Raw genomic sequence first — 16,956 nt, 5'->3', positions numbered from 1 at the left:
GCTATTATGATGTCTATTGCGTCTTTGGAACTGTATGGATTGATTGATGTTACTTTGGTAATTTATTATTTAGCGATTTCAACGCTATTGTTGCTAACTGTCGCCCAAAAGAACGCGCAAATGATAAAAATCAAAAACACGAGGGAAGAAAATGATCCAAATAATAAAAATAATTGACAATGTCTCGCTTATAATGACTATTGTCTTATTGGTTTTGAGTTTCCATTTTTTTGTTTATTTTTTTGTCGCGGTCTTTTTGCCGCCCAAAAAATTTAAAAAATCGTCCGAGTTTTTTAGATATGGCGTAATAATCCCCGCGCGAAACGAGCAAAAAGTAATAGCCCAATTAATTGACAGCATCAAAAAACAAGACTACCCCTCCGAACTCATTGACATATTTGTGGTGGCGGACAACTGCACGGACAATACCGCCCAAATAGCCAGACAAGCCTCGGCGATTGTCTACGAAAGATTTGACAATCAAAAAAAGGGCAAGGGCTATGCTTTGGATTATGTCCTAAACAAAATATTTGAGGATTATAAAGACAAAGATTATAAGGGATTTTTCTTTTTTGACGCGGATAACCTTTTGGCCGAAGACTTTATCGGCAAGATGAACGATGCCGTGGCCGAAGGGCACAAAATAATCACGGGATACAGGATGCCCAAAAATTACGATCAAAATTGGGTGGCCGCGGGAAGCGGAATGATTTATTTGGAACAATCACGAATAGAACATAGGGCGCGCACCAAGCTAAACACTTCCACGCATATAAGCGGAACGGGCTTTTATGTGGATTATCAAATCCTAAAAGACGAAGGCGGCTGGCCTTATAGGACTTTGACCGAGGACTTGGAATTTTCACATTCAGAAGTATTAAAAGGACATAAAATCATCCAATGTTACGACGCCGTTTTTTATGACGAACAGCCCTCGTCCCTAAAAGATATGTTCAACCAAAGAATCAGGTGGGTAAGAGGCAATTATATCTGCATGACATTGTTTACTTTAAAATACTTTAAGACCTTATTTAAGACCGGAAAGCTCGCGGCGCACGACTTGAACTTTGTGCTGTTGCCTATCCCGCTTATCACATTTACTTGGGGAATAGGCTCGTCTATCGTTCAAATTATTTTGGCGATATTATCGCCCGAATTGCTTTTGGGCGATATTATTATTAAACTATTGATTATTTTAGGCGTTTTTTATGGGATTTTGGCGTTTGTAGCCCTAACTGTTACGGTTTTGGAATGGAAAAAAATAATCGCGCCTACATATAAAAAGATATTATACGCCTTTACCTTTCCAATCAACATGGCGTCTTATGTGTATATAATTTACCGCGCTTTGTTTAAAATAAAAGGTTGGAAGCCGATAACGCGCGCAAATACGCAAACCATAGACCAGCTAAAGAGCAAAATCAAATAAAATATTATTTTTCTATCAAGTCTTTTATGACATTTGGGATATTCTCTATAACATCGCTTGCCAAAACACTGTAGGAGCCTTTTTGGCTTTCCGCCAAAATCGCGGCGCTTCCCGTTATATAACACGCCGCAAAACAAGCCTCTAACGGCGGCAATATTTTTTGCAACGCGCCCATACATCCCGCCAAAACATCGCCACTGCCTCCCTTAGCTTGAGCGGGCGTTCCCGTTATATTGAGCCAAACTTGCTCCCCGTCGGTAATAATAGTGGCGTTGCTTTTCAAAACTACGATTGCGCCATACTCTTGCGAAAATTTTTTGGCAAGGCCGATAGGGTCGCGCTTGATATCGTCTATTTGCAGTTTCATCATCCGCGCGAACTCGCCCATATGCGGGGTCAGGATGACCTTGCATTTCGTTCCTTTTAAGCTGTCTAAGTTAAGGCTGTTTAATCCGTCGGCGTCAATAATAACCGTTATGGAATAATTTTGAAGAACATAATCAATTATTTTGCTAACTTCTAAGCTTGTGCCCAGTCCCATTCCTATTATCAAAACATCGGCCTTTTTTAAAAGCTCGTCAATTTCGTCTTTTACAAAGATTACCTTGCCGTCTTTATCGGACAAAAAATAAAGCATGCTTTCGGTTACCCTTGACATATAGGCGCATTTTATGGAAGACGGCGCGGCCAAAGTAACCAAGCCCGCGCCGCTTCTTAGCGCCGCTTTAGCCGCGCTTAAACCCAGATACGCTGCGCCGCACATCGTGTCGCTTCCCGCTATGATTTTGATGTTGGCAAAGTCGCCCTTGTGCGAATTTTTTTTGCGTTTTGGCAAAACCGCCCGCTCGGGGACATAAACATAATTACCCTGAGGAATGACGGCCTTTATATCGTCCAAAACAATTTTGCCGCAAACATCAGGGCCTTGGTTGAAAAATTGGCCTAATTTATATCCCACAAAGGTTACTGTCAAGTCCGCTTTTATACAAACTCCTTCTATTATACCATTGTCTGAGTTAAGACCGCTTGGGATATCGGCGCTGATTATATAAGCGCCGCTTCCGTTAATAGCGTTTATAATTTCTTTATATTCGCCCGTTACTTCTTTTTTTAGCCCTGTGCCAAAGATGGCGTCTATTATCAAATCGTATTTTGAAAAATCTTTTTCAAAGTCTTGGCATATGTTAATTTTCTTTTTTTGAGCTTGGGCTAAATAATGTTTAGCCGCCTGGCTTCTTATCTCGCCCGTCAAATACGCATCCACAGCCAAAAAATCCGACAAAAAAACAGCGCAAGCCAAGCCGTCGCCGCCGTTATTGCCCGTTCCGCAAACAATGGCTATGCTTTTTATGCCTAAATCTTTGGCGGCTAGCGCCAAAGCCTTGCCCGCCCAGCCCATAAGTCCGATCGTGTCTATTTTTAAGACTTGCTCGTTATAGCGGTCAATCTCATTCATTTGTCGGGAGGAATATAAATACATATTTTTTAATAAACCCTTTTAATAAAATATTTGATTTTTTATCAAATATATCCTATAAAGCCAAACAGCCAATTTTTTAGATGTTTTATTTTTTGCAAAGTTTAACGGCTTATATAATTATTTGATTATGCACACGGCGACGGCGTAATTTTCGCTATGGGAAATGCTGACCTCGGCGCTCTTGCCTTGCGTTAATTTTTGAGCCTCGCCAAAAAATACAAGGTAAGGGCTGCCCGATTCGGTATGCCTTACCTCTATATCCTGCAAGCCTATGCCGTTAAAGCCCGTTTTCAGCGCTTTGACAGCGGCTTCTTTGGCGCAAAAGATGCCCGCCAATGTGCTAATCTTTTTGCCGTTGGCCTCGTAGTATTTGCGCTCGTATCGGGTAAAGGCTTTTTGGTAAAAAGATTTGGTGCGCTCAAGCGCCGTCTTTATCCTTTCTATTTCAACAATATCTATCCCTATCATTTTATTTGAGGTTTTACCGCGTTTAAAACCGCTAGCCTTACGGCTTCGGTTGCGCCTACGCATAGGCTGTTAAATTCGGCGCGCTTGTCGCCCACGCTTGCGGCGAACATAGTATCGCCGTCCAGCATTGTATGCACAGGCCTGATGGACAAGGCAAGCCCGTCATGCGCTATGCTCGCCATTTTATTTACCTGTTCCTTGTCCAAAGCGGCGTCGGTATACACAACGCCGATAGTGGTGTTAAAGCCCATTTTATTTTCATACATGCTAAGGTCATGGTTAAGCATATAATTGGTCGTATCCAAAAATTCGCCCAAACTTAGTTTGGCGCCCGCCAAAATCCTGCCGTTATGGCAATCAAAGATATCGCCAAACGCGTTGACGGCGACTATCGCGCCCACTTCGGCTTGACCTATTTTGACGCTAGCCACGCCTACGCCGCCCCAACTTGAAGAAAACAAGCCCAAAATCTTGCCGACGGTCGCGCCCTTGCCCGCGCCTACCCTGCCGCATTGGTCGTTGTTTTCTTTGGCGTTTTTGCAAGCCGTATAACCCATTTCGCTGTCGGGATAATGCAATTTGCCGTCATTCAAATCAAACAACACGGCGCCGCAAACAATGGGCACCACATGTTTTCCCGTGTTAAACCCCCAGCCTTTTTCATACAAAAACCTCATCACTCCGCTTGTGGCGTCCAACCCAAAAGCGCTGCCGCCCGCCAGCGTTATGGCGTTAATTTTTCTGACCAAATTGCCGCACTTTAACAAATCGGTTTCTCTCGTGCCGGGCGCGCTTCCGCGCACATCCGCGCCCGCGACGGCGCCTTCGGGAAAGATTACCACGCTGACGCCCGTATAGTCGTTATTGCAATGGCCAATCATTACGTTTTCCATAATTTATCCACCTTGTAAATATTCTCAAAATTTTATGCTGACCTCGCCGCCTACGGCAACCTCTTGTTTGCCTTGACGGTTTATTACAAGCAATCCGTCTTGGGTAAGCCCAACGGCTTTTGCCGCAAAGCACGAGGCGTCATTTATAATTGTTATTTCATTGCCTATCATAGCACATTTTTTTCTATAATGCATTACAATATCTTGATTTATATAATAATCAAAATTTTTTATCACATCCGAAATAATCAGCGCCCTGTCAAATTTTTGGCCTTTTTCCAAAGCAAGCGAGGTCGCTTTATCTTTTAAGTCTTGCGGCAAGTCGTTATTGACATTAATCCCGATTCCCACAATCGCCCATTGCAACATATCAAAATCAGCCAAAGTCTCAGTCAATATGCCGCATACTTTTTTCCCATTGATATATATGTCGTTGGGATATTTCAAAAAAGGGTCAAAACCGTATTTGGTCAAGGCGTCAAACACGCTCAAGCCCGCCGCCAAGTTAATAAGCATAGATTGGGCGGGGGCTAGCTCGGGCTTGATAATATATGTCATATAGACGCCGCCTTCGTAAGAAACAAAATCCCTGCCTCTTCGTCCGCGACCTTTGGACTGTTTGGTAGCAACTACTAATTCTATGGGCGCGGTTTCCAAAAGTTTGCGCGCTTCCAAATTGGTTGATTGGCAATCTTCCAAAAACAGCGTTTTTTTGCCCGTCAGCGCGGATATTATATCGCCGTCCAGACAACCGTTAAGACCCGTCAGCTTGTGCCCGTTTTTTGAGACGCTTACGATATCAAGGCCTTTTTGCTTTAGCTCTCTTATCGCTTTGCAAACGGCGGCTCGGCTGACGCCCAAAGATTTGCCTATAAACTCGCCCGAGATAAACTCGCCTATGTTTTGATATAATATCCCCAAAACCTTGTCAATCATCTTGATCCCCGAACAAATCGTTGATTATATCAATATAGTCGCCCCATTCAAAACCGCGAGAATAAAGATAGTTGGCTAGATTTTTTTTGAGTTTGATGTCAAGCGTTTTGCCTTTGATATATTTTTCGGTCAATCTTTTTATGGTTTGTATTTCTTGTTCTTTGGTTATTGTCTTTAAAACTTTTTCCAAAATTTTATCGCTTACGCCCTTTTGCCTAAGCTCTATATACATCTTTTTTTTGCCGTTTTTAATTTTCTTTTCGTTAATATACGCGGTCGCGTATTCGGTATCGTTGATATAGTTATAGCTTTTGAGTTTGTCAATTACTATGTCAATAACATCTAAAGAATAGCCCTTGTTGGTCAAATAATTTTTTAGCTCTTGCTGGGTCTTTAGCGCCCGCGATAATAGTTTTACCGCTTTTGTAAAAGCGCTCTCTATGTCGCTTTGTCGCGATAACTCCCGCAACTCTTCCAAGCTGATTTGCGTTCCGACCTTAAGCCTGTTCTCAAGCGCTATTATTGATTCCATTCCGCAAGCAAACTCGCCGTCTATATAGATATTGACGCGCGATTTGTTGTTTTTTTGGGGCGTTATATCGGTAATCTTAGACATAATTTGATATTTACATAATACCATATTGGACGTGACTTGGGCAAATTTAAAAGTTTTATAAAAAAGATAAAATAACTTGGGAAAATTATGCTTTTAACGCCAAAAACTAAATTTTTGATTTTATTTATAAAAAGAATAATTAATAATAAAATACTAATACTAAACTTCGTAACACATAAGGAGGTAACAAAATGTCCAAAAAATTGACGACCAAAAACCTAGAAATCTTAACCGAAATGATGATGCTGGAAGAGCTTGCTTACAAAAAAGCCACAGAATACAAATCCAAGTTTAAAGACCAGCAATTAAAAGACCAGTTTAATGTTTTGGCGCAAAACCATAAATCAAGATATACCAAGCTAAACGATTATCTTGCAATCCATAATTAAATAGGAGGACAACCATGGGTAATTTAACTGAAAAAGATATGTTGCACGACATGCTAGTATTGGAAAAAGACATTGTAAAATATTACGGCAGTTATTTGATAGAGGCCTCTTGCCCCGAGCTTAGAAAAACGCTAAACCAAAATCTGCAGGCTTCTGCGGACGACCAATTCAGCGTATTTAACGCCATGCAATCGCGCGGCTATTATTCGGTAAAAGACGCGCCCGAACAAGAAGTCGCCCAAGCCAAAGATAAATTTGGAAATATGCTGGGCGCCATGAACTAAAGGTAATTTTAAATTTTTCAAAAAAAGAACGGCAAAACCGTTCTTTTTTTTGACGCATAAGCAATATTAATATATCAAAGCGCTAAAAAGCCTGTCCTAAATATGAGGAGGAAATATGCTTTTTGGTTTGAAAGCGCAAGAACTGGGTTTGATTGTGGAGCTTACGGCCATCGGCATAGGCTTATTTGGATTATTGTTATATGAATTATGGATTAATGTCTTCGGCATAAGTTTTTGTCCCCAAAAAATTGACGACCCTGTTTTTGACGCTTTTTTTCAAACATTAAACAAAAATCAGCGGCAGGAATTTGTATGGTGGTTTGCGTACGAGCCGGGCAAAAAGGTCGGCCTAAAACGCAAACTGTTTGTCAATAACGAAGACAATCAATCTTTTTTTAAGGATTTTGTAAAATACTCGTCGGCGTATAAAAATAAGCTGAGCGTTGATTTGGCCTTTAAGATGTTTGAATTCGCCAAATATAACTGTTATGAACCGCCTTCTTACGCTTATGTTGAAAGCAGGCAAATAAAATATTTTTATTCTCTAAAGGATAATCCGACGGCGCGCAAAATCTGCAAAGGTTTATGTTATGAAAAAATCCAAAAAGACGAGGAGATGAAAAATAATATTAGGTATTTTAATTATCTTATCAATTTGGAATCCAAAGACGACATCGCAAAAGCCATAAGTTTATGCCAAAAAGCCGCCGATCTTAGCCCAAACGACCAAACCAAAGGCGGCTATGAATCCAAAACAAAAAGGCTGCAAAACAAATTAAAAAAAAGCTCCTAAGATTTCTTAGGAGCTTTTTTGCTGGCTAAATCCCAAATATTTAATCAAATATTTTCTCAAAACATAATACAAGCCCGTTGTTATTATTAAGTTAACGGTTATTACTATGGGCTGGAATAACACCCGGGGTATGGCGCCATGCGCCAATTGCGCCAAGTAATTTTGCCAAAGCGTAAAAGACGGGCTTCCATACATAACGGCAAGACCCAATGTGTTAATTCCCAAGGTGCAAACCAGCATAGAAATATAAACGCCTATAGTAAGTCTAATTTCGGGCTTTAGCTTGGGAAAAATCCTAAACGCAACGCCCACAATAAAACCCATTATCCCATTGCCGAGAGTGATTATAGGATTGGGCGTTCCGCCTTTGATTATAAAGCCGATCAAATCTCCCAGCGCGCCGGTCGTAAAACCTACGAACGGGCCAAAAAACGCGCCCGCCAAATAACAAGGAATATAAAACAGGCTTACTTTGCCGACGGGCAGGTCAATTCCAAACAATTTCAATACTATCGCCAAGGCAATCAGTATCGCCAAATACGCGGCGCGGCGGGTTGCGTCAAGGCTAAAAAAATACGCAACCGATTTTTTTGTTTTGGGCTCAGCAGGTTGCGTTTTATCTTCGCAAGGCGCAATTTCCTGTTGAGCGAAGTTTTTCTTTTCACTCAATGTCGGGCATCTCCTTTTGAATTTTTTTATTAATTTTTTTGTATGTTTATACATTATAAGCTAATCTGTATTATAAGGCAATCAAATTTTGCGGGCTTCGGCGCAAAAAACAAAAGAATAAAATACATAATTTTCCATATATTAAGTTTATGTTTACTATAATTATAAGGGTAATTATCATACTCTTGCTAGTATTATTTGTTATCAGGATGATGGGAAAGCGCCAAATCGGCGAAATGCAGCCGATTGAGCTTGTGATTACTTATATTATCGCCGAGGTCGCCTGCGTGCCTATGTCCGACCCCGCCATACCCTTATTTTATGGAATTGTGCCCATTTTAACTTTGTTTTTGTTGCATTATTTGATATCGTTTTTGTCCCGTAAATCGTTAAAATTCAGAGCGCTCATAGACGGGCACAGCGTAATGGTGATAGACCCCTACGGCATTAATTATAAAGCGCTGAAACAACTTAATATGAACCTAAACGACCTTTTGGAAGCGGCCCGAAGCCAAGGCTATTTTGACTTGTCCGAAATTTATTACGCTATGTTTGAGACCAACGGAAAATTATGCATCATACCTAAAGCGGAATACGCACCGCTAAAGCCTTCCGATGTCAAGCTAAAGCCCAAGCAGCAAACGCCGCCCGTGTCGTTGATAATTGACGGAAAGGCGATTAACCTAAATTACTTTAAAATTACCAAACAACAATTGGAAAAAATCATAAAAGCCAAAACCAATAAAAAAATCAAGCAAATCGCTTTCGCTTATGCCGACGGGCAAGGGTTTACATATATACAGCCCAAAGAAGGCAAATACATCACCGCCAATATAAAGGAATTAAAGACTTCCGCGTAAATTTTTAAAAAGGACCAATCAATGAACAGAGGGATAGTGGCTATAATCGTATTTGTTGTTTTAATGACGGCGTCCATTTTGGAAATGTTTTATGTGGAAGACAGGATAAAAAATTTGGACAGCCAAATAAAAATTTTGTATGAATATATGGAGCAGGACAAAGAACATATTGACACGCCGCTAAATAAACAAACCATAAGCGAAATAGAAAATCAATGGAACAAAGACAAAATTATCTTTCATTTTCTTTTTTCGCATATGCAAATCAACGAGTTAAGCTATAAAATAACGGCGTTAAACAGCCATATCCATCAAAACGATTATAATATGGCGAATACCGCCGCCGCCGCTATAATAAAAAACTGCGAGATGATTTTGAGTTACTTTTATCCGACATTGCAAAATATTTTATGATTTGATTTTGTCCAGCAGGCTAATATCCACATGGCAATAACCGCCGGGGTTCTTTTTTAGATATTTTTGGTGGTATTCTTCTGCAAGGCAAAAATTATTTATCGGCTTTACCTCTGTGACAATGGGTTTATTATGTTTTAGTTGCTCGGCCTGAACGCGCTTTTGGATAATGTCCAAATCGCGCTCGTCCGTATAATAAATGGCCGTCCTGTATTGCCTGCCGATATCGTTGCCTTGGCGGTTAACGCTAGTAGGGTCAATAATCAAAAAGAAATAATCAAGAAGTTTTTCCAAAGTCAATTTATCCGCGTCGTATTGGATATATACCGTTTCGCTGTGATCGGTCTTTTTCAAATCGTTATATGTTGTGCGTTGTTGCTTGCCGTCGGCATAGCCGACATAAGTTTGCAAGACGCCGTCAATTCGGCTAAAAAACTCCTCCACGCCCCAAAAGCATCCGCCCGCTAAGTATATTTCTTTGGGTTTCATATTTTATCCCCGCTCAAACAGCTTTTTTAGATATTGTCCCGTATAACTATGCGGCATTTGGGCGACTTCTTCGGGCGCGCCCGCGGCGATTACTCGCCCGCCCTGTTCGCCGCCTTCCGGCCCTAAATCTATAATATAATCGCATACCTTAATCACATCAAGGTTATGTTCTATTATAATCACGGTGTTTCCGCCCTCTACCAAGGATTGAAGCACTTTGATAAGCCTGTCCACATCGGCCATATGAAGACCCGTAGTGGGCTCGTCTAAGATATAGACGGTCATGCCCGTGCTGCGCTTGGATAATTCGGTGGCCAATTTTACCCTTTGGGCCTCGCCGCCCGACAGGGTGGTGGCGGGCTGGCCTAATTTTATATATCCCAAGCCGACTTCGTGCAAAGTCTTGATTTTTTTGTAAATGGACGGCAAATTCTCAAAAAACGCCATCGCCTCGTCCACCGTCATATTCAAAACATCGGCTATGTTTTTTCCCTTATATCTTACCTGCAAGGTTTCGCGGTTGTATCTTTTGCCCTTGCACACCTCGCAAGGCACGTACACGTCGGGCAAAAAGTGCATTTCTATTTTTTTGATGCCGTCGCCTTGGCAGGCCTCGCATCTTCCGCCTTTTACGTTAAAACTAAACCTTCCGGGCCTGTATCCCCGTTCTTGAGCGTCGGGCGTGGCCGCGAACAATTCCCTAATCATAGTAAATGTGCCCGTGTAAGTCGCGGGGTTGCTTCTAGGCGTGCGCCCTATTGGGCTTTGGTCGATGTCTATAACCTTGTCAAGATACTCCAAGCCCAAAACCCCGTCGCAATTGGCGGGCTTTTTTTTGCTTTTGTTGAGAGCGCTCGCCAAAGCGGGATACAAGGTATAGTTGATAAGCGAGCTTTTGCCGCTGCCCGACACGCCGGTTATAGCCGTCATCACTCCTATGGGAATGGCGACGTCTATATTTTTGAGGTTGTTTTCTTTGGCGCCTTTTATGACCAAAAACTTGTCGCTTTTCCTTCTTTTTTTGGGGATCGCGATGCTTTTTTGGCCGCTTAAATACTTGCCCGTAATGGACTCAGGCGTGTTAATAATATCTTGCAAGCTGCCCGTAGCCACAAGCCTGCCTCCATGCTCGCCCGCGCCCGGTCCAATATCCACTATATAGTCCGCTTCGCGTATGGTCTCTTCGTCGTGCTCCACCACTATCAAAGTGTTGCCCAAATCCCTAAGGCCTTTTAAGGACGCGAGCAATCTGCCGTTGTCGCGCTGGTGCAATCCAATGCTTGGCTCGTCCAGTATATACACAACGCCCATAAGCCCGCTGCCTATCTGGGTGGCAAGCCTTATTCTTTGGGCTTCGCCGCCCGATAGCGTGCCTGAGCTTCGCGAAAGGGTGAGATAGTCAAGGCCGACATTAATCAAAAATTGCAGCCTTGCCTTTATTTCGTTGATAATCTGCTGGGCGATAATTAATTCGTTGCCTTTTAGCTTTAAGTTCTCAAAAAACTGATAGCATTTATTGACCGGCTTTTCGCATAACTCAAAAATATTTAAACCGCCGACCTTGACGCTTAAGGCTTCTTTTCGCAAACGCTTGCCGTGGCAGGTCTGACAGGGGACGGTTTTCATATATTTCTCAATTTCATATTTGATGTATTCGGACGATGTTTCGCGGTATCTTCTTGCGAGGTTGTTGACTACGCCTTCAAACGTGGCGTAATACTTGCCGCTAAAAGAATTGGATTTGTATGTAAACTCAAACTTCTCGTCGCCCGTTCCGTAAAAAATAATGTCCACAATCTCTTGGGGCAAATCCCTAAAAGGCGTATCCATGCTGAAGCCGTATTTTTCGGATAACGCCTTTAAGTACATTTTCATATGGTTGTTGGTGTCCAAATTCCAGCCATGGACGGCTATCGCGCCTTGGTTAATGGATAAATTTTCGTCTTTGACTAATAAGCTCGGGTCTATCTCGGTTTTAAAGCCCAACCCCGTGCAATCGGGGCACGCCCCAAAAGGACTGTTAAAGCTAAACAGCCTAGGTTCCAATTCCTCTATGCTGATGTCGCAATCCACGCAAGCGTAGGCTTCCGAGAACAATGTTTCTACGCCCTCGTTGTCTATGACCGCAAGCCCGCCCGAGAGTTTTAGCGCGTTTTCCACGCTTTCGGTTAGGCGCTTTGTTATATCTTTATTTATAATTAGGCGGTCCACAATCACGCTTATATTGTGCCTTATGTTTTTTTCAAGCTTGATTTCCTCGTCCAAAGTATAAATATGGCCGTCAACCTTTACTCTTACATAGCCGCTGTTTCTAAAATGCTCAAACAACTTGGCAAACTCGCCTTTTTTGCCTCTGACGACGGGCGCTTGAACCATAATCCTAGCGCCCTCGCCCATCGCCATTATGCGATCGACTATTTGGTCTATGGTTTGGCGCGTGATTTCTTTGCCGCAATTTGGGCAATGAACTTTGCCTACTTTGGCGTAAAGAAGCCTTAGATAATCGTAGATTTCGGTTATCGTTCCCACGGTCGATCGCGGGTTTTTGGAAGTGGTCTTTTGGTCAATGCTGATAGCCGGCGAAAGCCCTTCTATTGAATCCACATCGGGCTTGGAAGTCTGCCCTAAAAATTGGCGCGCGTATGAGGAAAGGCTTTCAATATAGCGCCTTTGGCCCTCCGCAAAAATGGTGTCAAAAGCAAGCGTGCTTTTGCCGCTGCCCGATATGCCGGTAAAAACCACCATCTTATTGCGCGGGATTTTTAGGTTTATGTTTTTTAGATTGTTTTCCCTTGCGCCTTTGATTATTATAAAGTTTTTGTTAGCAATGTTCTCGCTCATTTTTTCAGCCTTCTTCTTAATTTGGCGATTTCATCCCTAATTATTATGGCCTGCTCAAAGTCCAAACTCTTGCTGGCAAGGTCCATTAACACCTTGAGTTTTTCTATCTCCTTGGGGATGTCTTCGGTTTTTATATTAGAAGTAGTATCCGCTTTTTTGGTTATTTCTAATGTGTTTGTTATATCTTTTATTATTGTCTTGGGGACTATGTTGTGTTCTTTGTTGTAACTTATTTGTTTGGCGCGGCGGCGGTTGGTCTCGTCTATGGCCCGCCGCATAGAGCCCGTGATAGCGTCGGCGTAAAGTATGACTCTGCCTTGGGCGTTGCGGGCGGCTCTGCCTACGGTCTGGATAATCGCCCTGTCGCTTCTCAAAAAGCCCTCCTTGTCGGCGTCCAGGATAGCCACAAGCGCCACTTCGGGCAGGTCCAGCCCTTCCCTTAACAAGTTAATGCCCACCAAAACATCAAACTCGCCTTTTCTTAAAGAGCTTATTATTTCTATGCGTTCTAGGGTGTCTATCTCGCTATGGAGATAGCGGGCTTTAATGCCGAAGTTTATCAAATATTCGGTAAGGTTTTCGGCGGTTTTTTTGGTCAGGGTAGTAACCAATACCCTAAAGTTGTTTGATATGGTCTTATTAATCTCGCCAATAAGGTCGTCTATTTGGCCTTTTATCGGCCTTACCTCAATCTCAGGGTCAACAAGTCCCGTGGGTCTTATCAATTGCTCGACAACTTGGTCGGCAATGCCCAATTCATATTCTGCCGGCGTGGCCGAGACATAAATCACTTGGCCTATGCGTTCGTTAAACTCTGCGAAGTTAAGCGGTCTGTTGTCAAAAGCCGCGGGCAACCTAAAGCCGTATTCCACCAAGTTGGTTTTTCGGGCGATATCGCCGTTATACATCCCTCTTATCTGGGGAATGGTCATATGGGATTCGTCTATAAACAAGATAAAATCTTTGGGAAAATAATCCAATAATGTAAACGGCGGCTCGCCCGGTTCTCGCCCGTCAAAATAACGCGAATAGTTTTCTATGCCGTTGCAATAGCCCATTTCCCTTAGCATCTCCAAGTCGTAATTCACCCTTTCATTGATGCGCTGGGCTTCTATGAGTTTGTTTCTTTGCTTGAAATATTCTACTTGGGCTTGTTTGTCTAGCTCTATTTTCCTTAGCGCTTCTTGCAATCTTTGCTGTTCTACGGCGTAATGGGACGCGGGAAAAATAGCCGCGTGCTTTAGCTCGGATATTACCTTGCCCGTAAGCGCTTCTATCTCGCAAATGCGGTCTATTTCATGTCCAAAAAACTCTACCCTTAGGGCGATTTCGGATTTGTTGGCGGGAAATATTTCCACCACATCGCCCCTAACCCTAAAATGCGTGCGCGCAAACTCCAAATCATTGCGCCTGTAATTGATGTCAATAAGTTTCCTTATCAATTGGTCGCGGTCTAGTTTGTCGCCCGGGCGCAAAGATATGGACAAATTAAAATATTCCTCGGGCGCGCCCAAACCGTAAATGCACGAAACCGACGCGACGACTATGGTATCCCGCCTTTCAAACAGCGAACAGGTAGCAGAGTGACGCAGCTTGTCTATTTCGTCGTTGATTGACATGTCTTTTTCTATATAGGTGTCCGTTACGGGCAAATACGCTTCGGGCTGGTAATAGTCGTAATAGCTGACAAAAAACTCCACTCTATTATGCGGAAAAAACTCCCTCAGCTCGTTGCAAAGCTGCGCCGCCAGCGTCTTGTTGTGCGCTATTATCAAAGCGGGCCTGTTGACATTGGCGATGACATTCGCCATAGTAAAAGTTTTGCCGCTTCCCGTAACGCCCAAAAGCACCTGATTTTTTAGACCGTTTTGGATGCCTTCGGTTAGTTTAGAGATAGCGGCAGGCTGATCGCCTGTCGGCGAAAACTTTGATTCCAGTATAAAACGATGTTCCATTAATATCTCTTTTTAACTTAGTATTGCCCTTAAAATCATGCTTACCAAAAAGCTCAAGACAGCCAAAGCTATGGTTCTGCTTATTAATAGATAAATATTTTTCTTTCTGTCGCGCTCGTCCCTTAAGAAGTTTTTACCCTTGTCTTTCATGTCTATGACATAGACTGGCTTGTCCTTGTCCATAGCGGTAGTGAGCTCAAAATACCCCGCGTAGCTTAGCACATAGACAATATCCTTAATGCTGTCTTGGGCTATGGGCTTGTCTTTAATAAGAAATTTGCCTGCTTGGGCGTCTTTAAAATTAGTCTTTTTTTTGAAAAACTTTATGTAGTTTTTTGGCTTTATCTTGGAATATATTTGGTCGTCGCTTAGCAACACGCTTTCTTTGCCCTGCGCCAAATCATATATCGCATACATTACCAATCTTTCTTTTCTGTTAATAGTCGCCATAACGCTCTCCTAATTTAGAACAACCACTCAAAGAACTTAAGTATCAATTGCCCGGCTATCGCGCCTAGCATAGCGGCGATAAAAAAGCCGACGCCTGAAAGAATGCTTTTTCTTATGTTTTTAAAGCGTTGTCTTGACAGGGCTTCTTGTTCTTCCAAATATAATCTGCCTTGGGGCAATATAGCAAGACATATATTTTCTTCGTCTGAATATTTGAGCGATATCATCTCTTGCTTTTGCAAAAACTTGATAGAAGACATCAAGCCGTCGTTATCGCTCTTAAACGGCAAAGAGTTTTTTAGCTCTTCCAGCTTGATTATGATATATTCCTCGCCTTGCACAGATTCACTTATTTTCTTTAAGATAGTTTTGGTCAACTTATCCAACATAATATCGCGCTCCCGACGCCGTCTAATAAAAGACAGCGTATTTTACAATATTATATCACAAAACCATTTTACAAAAAACTGCCCGTTATAAATTATTTAGCGTAATTGTTAAATTCGGCTTTTTGTATAATTTAAAGCAAGGCGAATACGCTTTGGGGTTTTTTTTGGCGCCGTATGTCTTTTTGGCAAGCTATATTGTCAAGATGCAACCCTTTTATATTAAAGGCAATCTTTTATTATTGGCAATACAAAAAATTCCCATTACATTTATACAACATAACGGGAAAATAAACAAGCGTTTAATCAAATGTTCGGAAAGAATTTTTAAGACATTAACTTCTTGATTTTAATACGGCTTTTTTCCAGCCGTCTATTAATGCTTGGCGTTTGTTGTCGTCAATTTTAGGATAAAAGACATCGTATTCGGCGTTTTGCTTTATCTCGTCTAAATCTTGCCAATATTTTACCGCAAGTCCCGCAAGATACGCCGCGCCTTGAGCCGTGCTTTCTAGGTTTTTGGGCCTTGCGACTTCCACATTAGCTATATCGGCTTGAAACTGCATCAAAAAATCATTGGCGCAAGCGCCGCCGTCCACCGCCAATCTTTTTATAGGCGCGCCCAAATCCTGCTCGCAAGCGCGCAGCACATCCATGCTTTGATAGGCTATTGATTCCAAAGCCGCCCTTACTATGTGTTCTTTTTGGACGCCTCTTGTGATTCCCACGATAATGCCTCGGGCGTCCGCGTCCCAATACGGCGCGCCAAGGCCCGTAAAAGCGGGCACGAGATAAACGCCGTTTGTATCGGCGACCTTTTGGGCTAATTCTTGGCTTTGGGGCGAGGTTTTTATTATGCCCAAACCGTCCCTTAGCCATTGGATGACCGCGCCGCCCGTAAACACGCTGCCTTCCAACGCGTAATCGGGTTTGTCGCTCAAGCCCGCCAATAATGTGGTGATAAGGCCGTGTTTGGATTTTAAGGGCAAATCTTTCGTGTTAAGCAACAAAAAACAGCCCGTGCCGTAAGTGTTTTTTATGTCGCCTTTTTGGACGCACAAATGCCCGAACATTGCCGCTTGCTGATCGCCCACGGCGCAAGAAATTGGGATTTTGGCGCCCATAATCTCAGGGTCGGCATATCCCATTAAATATCCCGAAGGATAAACTTGGGGCAACATCTCTTTTGGGATACCAAAAAGCTCCAAAAGCTCGTCGTCCCAGCTAAGCGTATGGATATTAAAAAGCATAGTGCGGCTTGCGTTGGTGTAGTCTGTGGCGTGAACTTTGCCGCCGCTTAACCGCCATATAAGGTAGGCGTCCACAGTGCCAAACAACAGCTTGCCTTGGCGGGCGGCTTGTTTTGCGCCCGCAACATTGTCCAAAATCCACTTTATCTTGGACGCCGAAAAATACGCGTCCAGCATTAGACCCGTTTTGGAATGGATAAAATCCTTTAGGCCGTCTTTGGCCATGCGCTCCATCATATCGGCGGTGCGCCTGCATTGCCATACGATAGCGTTGTGGACGGGTTTGCCGCTGTGTTTGTCCCAAACGATGACGGTTTCGCGCTGATTGGTAATGCCTATGGCCGCGATATCGCG

The 16,956-nt window shown here is 42.8% G+C and carries 19 protein-coding genes; 7 read left to right on the top strand and 12 right to left on the bottom strand.

What is annotated here, in order from left to right:
- Both GX756_05510 and GX756_05505 read left to right on the top strand, forming a co-directional pair.
- Positions 1–177: hypothetical protein (locus tag GX756_05510; GenBank protein NLC17319.1), on the top strand; the 177-nt coding region annotated here is incomplete at its 5' end.
- Entirely contained in the window at positions 152–1,429 is a 1,278-nt protein-coding gene (locus GX756_05505; GenBank protein ID NLC17318.1) for a glycosyltransferase family 2 protein, read from the top strand. The genes GX756_05510 and GX756_05505, both read left to right, overlap by 26 nt.
- A 4-nt stretch (positions 1,430–1,433) precedes the next feature.
- Here GX756_05505 and GX756_05500 read toward each other — a convergent pair whose 3' ends face one another.
- From GX756_05500 to GX756_05480, 5 genes are all read right to left on the bottom strand, one after another.
- Complete coding sequence (locus GX756_05500; protein NLC17317.1) at positions 1,434–2,909, bottom strand: NAD(P)H-hydrate dehydratase; 1,476 nt, start codon at positions 2,907–2,909, stop codon at positions 1,434–1,436.
- A 117-nt stretch (positions 2,910–3,026) separates the two neighbouring features.
- Entirely contained in the window at positions 3,027–3,377 is a 351-nt protein-coding gene (acpS, locus tag GX756_05495) for a holo-ACP synthase (protein NLC17316.1), read from the bottom strand.
- On the bottom strand, positions 3,374–4,270 hold the full coding sequence (locus tag GX756_05490) for a P1 family peptidase (protein NLC17315.1): 897 nt from the start codon (positions 4,268–4,270) through the stop codon (positions 3,374–3,376). The genes acpS and GX756_05490 overlap by 4 nt, the downstream gene beginning before the upstream one ends.
- A 24-nt stretch (positions 4,271–4,294) precedes the next feature.
- Positions 4,295–5,206 (bottom strand): biotin--[acetyl-CoA-carboxylase] ligase, encoded by a 912-nt coding sequence (locus GX756_05485; protein ID NLC17314.1) that lies wholly within the window; start codon positions 5,204–5,206, stop codon positions 4,295–4,297.
- Positions 5,199–5,822: a hypothetical protein gene (locus GX756_05480; protein ID NLC17313.1), complete on the bottom strand. Its 624-nt coding sequence runs from the start codon at positions 5,820–5,822 to the stop codon at positions 5,199–5,201. The genes GX756_05485 and GX756_05480 overlap by 8 nt, the downstream gene beginning before the upstream one ends.
- 191 nt (positions 5,823–6,013) lie before the next feature.
- Here GX756_05480 and GX756_05475 point away from each other — a divergent pair, with 191 nt between their 5' ends.
- From GX756_05475 to GX756_05465, 3 genes are all read left to right on the top strand, one after another.
- On the top strand, positions 6,014–6,211 hold the full coding sequence (locus GX756_05475; protein ID NLC17312.1) for a hypothetical protein: 198 nt from the start codon (positions 6,014–6,016) through the stop codon (positions 6,209–6,211).
- Positions 6,212–6,225: 14 nt separating this feature from the next.
- Positions 6,226–6,495: a spore coat protein gene (locus tag GX756_05470; protein ID NLC17311.1), complete on the top strand. Its 270-nt coding sequence runs from the start codon at positions 6,226–6,228 to the stop codon at positions 6,493–6,495.
- A 115-nt stretch (positions 6,496–6,610) separates the two neighbouring features.
- The gene (locus tag GX756_05465; protein ID NLC17310.1) at positions 6,611–7,288 is read left to right on the top strand and encodes a hypothetical protein; all 678 of its coding nucleotides are present in this window, start codon (positions 6,611–6,613) and stop codon (positions 7,286–7,288) included.
- Positions 7,289–7,294: 6 nt separating this feature from the next.
- On the opposite strand, the gene GX756_05460 is transcribed toward GX756_05465, so the two are convergent.
- Positions 7,295–7,957, bottom strand: coding sequence for a folate family ECF transporter S component (locus GX756_05460; protein NLC17309.1), 663 nt, complete (start codon positions 7,955–7,957; stop codon positions 7,295–7,297).
- A 149-nt stretch (positions 7,958–8,106) separates the two neighbouring features.
- Between GX756_05460 and GX756_05455 the strand changes: the two genes are divergently transcribed.
- Both GX756_05455 and GX756_05450 read left to right on the top strand, forming a co-directional pair.
- Positions 8,107–8,817 carry a DUF421 domain-containing protein gene (locus GX756_05455; GenBank protein NLC17308.1) on the top strand — a complete coding sequence of 237 codons (711 nt, stop codon included), beginning with the start codon at positions 8,107–8,109 and terminating at the stop codon, positions 8,815–8,817.
- A gap of 21 nt (positions 8,818–8,838) precedes the next feature.
- On the top strand, positions 8,839–9,231 hold the full coding sequence (locus GX756_05450) for a DUF4363 family protein (GenBank protein NLC17307.1): 393 nt from the start codon (positions 8,839–8,841) through the stop codon (positions 9,229–9,231).
- Here GX756_05450 and msrA read toward each other — a convergent pair.
- The 6 genes from msrA to glpK all read right to left on the bottom strand — a co-directional run.
- The gene (gene msrA, locus GX756_05445) at positions 9,226–9,720 is read right to left on the bottom strand and encodes a peptide-methionine (S)-S-oxide reductase MsrA (GenBank protein ID NLC17306.1); all 495 of its coding nucleotides are present in this window, start codon (positions 9,718–9,720) and stop codon (positions 9,226–9,228) included. The two genes, GX756_05450 and msrA, sit on opposite strands and share 6 nt — an antisense overlap.
- A 3-nt stretch (positions 9,721–9,723) precedes the next feature.
- On the bottom strand, positions 9,724–12,561 hold the full coding sequence (gene uvrA, locus GX756_05440; GenBank protein NLC17305.1) for an excinuclease ABC subunit UvrA: 2,838 nt from the start codon (positions 12,559–12,561) through the stop codon (positions 9,724–9,726).
- Positions 12,558–14,516 (bottom strand): excinuclease ABC subunit UvrB, encoded by a 1,959-nt coding sequence (uvrB, locus tag GX756_05435; protein ID NLC17304.1) that lies wholly within the window; start codon positions 14,514–14,516, stop codon positions 12,558–12,560. Before uvrB ends, uvrA begins: the two co-directional genes overlap by 4 nt.
- 12 nt (positions 14,517–14,528) lie before the next feature.
- Complete coding sequence (locus tag GX756_05430) at positions 14,529–14,966, bottom strand: hypothetical protein (GenBank protein ID NLC17303.1); 438 nt, start codon at positions 14,964–14,966, stop codon at positions 14,529–14,531.
- A gap of 14 nt (positions 14,967–14,980) precedes the next feature.
- Complete coding sequence (locus GX756_05425; GenBank protein ID NLC17302.1) at positions 14,981–15,355, bottom strand: hypothetical protein; 375 nt, start codon at positions 15,353–15,355, stop codon at positions 14,981–14,983.
- A 332-nt stretch (positions 15,356–15,687) separates the two neighbouring features.
- The coding region (gene glpK / locus GX756_05420) for a glycerol kinase GlpK (GenBank protein NLC17301.1) at positions 15,688–16,956 on the bottom strand (1,269 nt) is incomplete at its 5' end.

It is taken from the genome of Clostridiales bacterium (assembly GCA_012512255.1).
GTDB lineage: Bacteria > Bacillota > Clostridia > Christensenellales > DUVY01 > DUVY01.
Note: the sequence above shows the minus strand (reverse complement) of the source record. Positions and strands in the feature narration are given on the sequence as shown.